The organism is Micromonospora sp. KC207, from assembly GCF_004348615.1.
In the GTDB taxonomy this organism is placed as follows: domain Bacteria; phylum Actinomycetota; class Actinomycetes; order Mycobacteriales; family Micromonosporaceae; genus Micromonospora.
On the sequence record NZ_SMKJ01000502.1, the window covers coordinates 1 to 2,676 of the forward strand.

Consider the following 2,676-nt stretch of genomic DNA (forward strand, 5'->3'; position numbering starts at 1 on the left):
CCCCCGCCAGTACGCCACCCGCCGCCCCACCGGTTGCCGATCACTGTCCACGCCGCCACCGCCGGTCCGGCACCGCCCGCGTCGTCTCCTCGACTGGTACCCGCTCCGCCTCGGCCTGGGCGAGGATCCGCCGCCTCGCCTCCTCCCGCTCGGCGGCCTCCGCCTGTTCTCCTCGGCTCACTGCCGGCTCGTCGCCACGACTGCGCATCCCTACCTCCGTCGGCGCGGCGGCAGCCTGCCGGCGCGCGCCATCAACGATGACGCCGCAAGGTCGCTGGACGCGACGGCACACGACGCGACAATCCAGACACCTAGGAGGCGACATTCAGGCGACATGTCGCTATCGTGGCGGGCATGACCACCCCGAACACCGTGCTACGCGCCGTCCGCACCGGGATGCGCATGAGCCAGGACGACTTCGCCCGCGCGCTCCAGGCCGCCGGTTACCGCGTCGGCGAGCCCAACGACGCCAACAAGCGACTCGTCCAACGCTGGGAATCCGGCGCGATCGCCGCACCACGCCCCGTCTACGCCCGCGCGCTGGAGGCCGTCACCGGCCTACCCATCTCGCTGCTCGGCTTCGCCGCGATGCCCGGCGAACACGTCGCCCGAGACGAGCACGGTGGCCACGACCTGACCTCTCCCATGTCCAGCCTGGCCACGCCGACGCCGAAGTCCAGCCCAGCCCCAGCCCCAGCCCACAGGTCATACGAGGGTGTGTGGCTCAGCCGCTACCAGTACTACTCCAGCGGCCGGGGTGACTCCTTCGCCGGGCAGCACTTCATCGTGCTGCTTCAACACGGCGACCGGCTGACCGCGCGCAGCCTGCCCGGCTCGGCGGCATCGTCGCTCTCCCTGGACCTCACCGTGGACGGTGCCGTCGTCACCGGCACGTGGGTGGAGCAGACCGACCCGACGGGCTACTACCGGGGCGCCCGATACCACGGCGCGATCCAACTGCTGGCTGAGCCCACCGGCCGACGGATGGCCGGAAAATGGGTCGGTTTCGGCAAGGACATGGACATCAACACCGGCCCATGGGAACTCGTCTTCCGCGACGCCTCGACGTCCAAGGCGACCCTCGATCGATACAACACGATGGCGACATAGCCCACTGCCACCCCCACGAGTGGTCCGACCTCTTCGGTCATCGCTAACACCGCCGCTGTCGATGGCCCCGCCCCGACGGGGGGACCTGACATCATGCTGAACATGTGGGACGACGACCTCGTGGGGCTCTGGGACAGCGGTCCGTACGACTACGGGGTGATGGAGTCCAGTTGGGTCTGCTTCAGGGCCGACGGCACCGGTTGGTCCGCATGGGCCAACGCCGCCGGCGGTGCCTCATTGAGTCAACTCACCTGGATCTGCCCGCACGAGGGGGAGGTCGAACTGCGATACACATGGACAGCCTCGGGCACCGGCTTCCCTGGCACGCCGCCAGCCCTGATCGAGGTCGACGAGGAGGGCCCGGACGAAATTCTGGTTCGCACCTGCTTCGCGGTCAGCATGGACACGCCACCTATCGGCGGACCGCCCGTCACGACACTGCACTTCGAGGAGAGTGTCGAATGTTCTCACCGCTACGGGCTCCTGACTCGGGAAGCCGACCACCTTCTCGCGCGGTCCCGTCAGGAGCAAGGTTCATCGTCTACACCCTGAAGAGAGAGGGAATCACCGGCACGGGGACGGGCAGATGAGCGACGACCAGCACGCCGCCGCGATGAGGTTCATCTTCGAGGCCGGCGTCCTGAAACGCGCCGCCCGCACCGGCTGGTGGCTCGCCGGGGTCAAGCATCCCGAGACCATCGCCGAGCACTCCCACCGCACCGCCCTGATCGGCATGATCCTCGCCGCGATGGAAGGGGCCGACCCCGCCCGGGTCACCATGCTCTGCGTCCTGCACGACACCCAGGAAACCCGCACCACCGACCTGCCCCACATCGCCAGGCGCTACCTGGCTGCCGCACCCCACGCCACCATCACCGCAGACCAGGTCGCCGGTTGCCCACCCGCCGTCGCCGACACCATCACCGCCGCCGTCACCGAGTACGAAGCCGGCGAAACCCTCGACGCCATCGTCGCCCGCGACGCCGACAAACTCGAATGCCTCGTCCAAGCCGTCGAGTACCGCCACCAGGGCATCGACAACGTGCAATGCTGGATCGACAGCAGCCGCGCCGCACTCACCACCGTCTCCGCCCACCGCCTCGCCGACGCCGCACTGACCGGACAGCCTCTGGCCTGGCTCACACCGCCCCCGAAGCCGGCGTAGCTGCCCCTCTCCTCGCCGAATCAGCCAGTAATCGCCGCGAAGGTGGTGTCGAACTCGTCCGGCCTGGCTTCATGCCGACCACCCACATGGCGAACCCATAGCGGCCACCGCTATCGGGGAGCCTTGTCACGGATGGACCTCCTGTGCCGGAAGGCAACCAGTAGGGCGGTGACGAGGCCAGCCGTCAGCAGGATGCGTATCACGTTGAACAGCACCGTGTCGCCGGTGGAGTGGGGCGGGAAGATGTCCTTGACGAGCCAGCCGACGCCCAACCCTAAGGCGTGTTTCAGAAGTCGTGGTGGCCGGTGAAGGTCACGGCGTGGCGGTGATCGATAGCTGAAGAGGTCTCCGGTAAACGGTTCAGCGACCAAGCTCGAACGTCATACCGGAGACCTCGTGGC

4 protein-coding genes are annotated in these 2,676 nt (G+C 68.2%); 3 read left to right on the forward strand and 1 reads right to left on the reverse strand.

The genetic code is table 11. The features are described 5' to 3' along the window. Nucleotides 1–40 precede the first annotated feature (40 nt). The gene (locus tag E1258_RS33740) at nt 41–208 is read right to left on the reverse strand and encodes a hypothetical protein (RefSeq protein WP_165949962.1); all 168 of its coding nucleotides are present in this window, start codon (nt 206–208) and stop codon (nt 41–43) included. Between the two features lie 137 nt (nt 209–345). On the opposite strand from E1258_RS33740, the gene E1258_RS31800 reads away from it, so the two are divergent. The 3 genes from E1258_RS31800 (at nt 346) to E1258_RS31810 (ending at nt 2,275) form a co-directional block, all read left to right on the forward strand. Next, entirely contained in the window at nt 346–1,110 is a 765-nt protein-coding gene (locus E1258_RS31800; protein WP_132407572.1) for a DNA-binding transcriptional regulator, read from the forward strand. A gap of 102 nt (nt 1,111–1,212) precedes the next feature. Then, on the forward strand, nt 1,213–1,662 hold the full coding sequence (locus E1258_RS31805) for a hypothetical protein (protein WP_132407574.1): 450 nt from the start codon (nt 1,213–1,215) through the stop codon (nt 1,660–1,662). A gap of 34 nt (nt 1,663–1,696) precedes the next feature. Then, nucleotides 1,697–2,275 carry an HD family hydrolase gene (locus E1258_RS31810; protein ID WP_132407576.1) on the forward strand — a complete coding sequence of 193 codons (579 nt, stop codon included), beginning with the start codon at nt 1,697–1,699 and terminating at the stop codon, nt 2,273–2,275. The last annotated feature ends 401 nt before the right edge of the window (nt 2,276–2,676 follow it).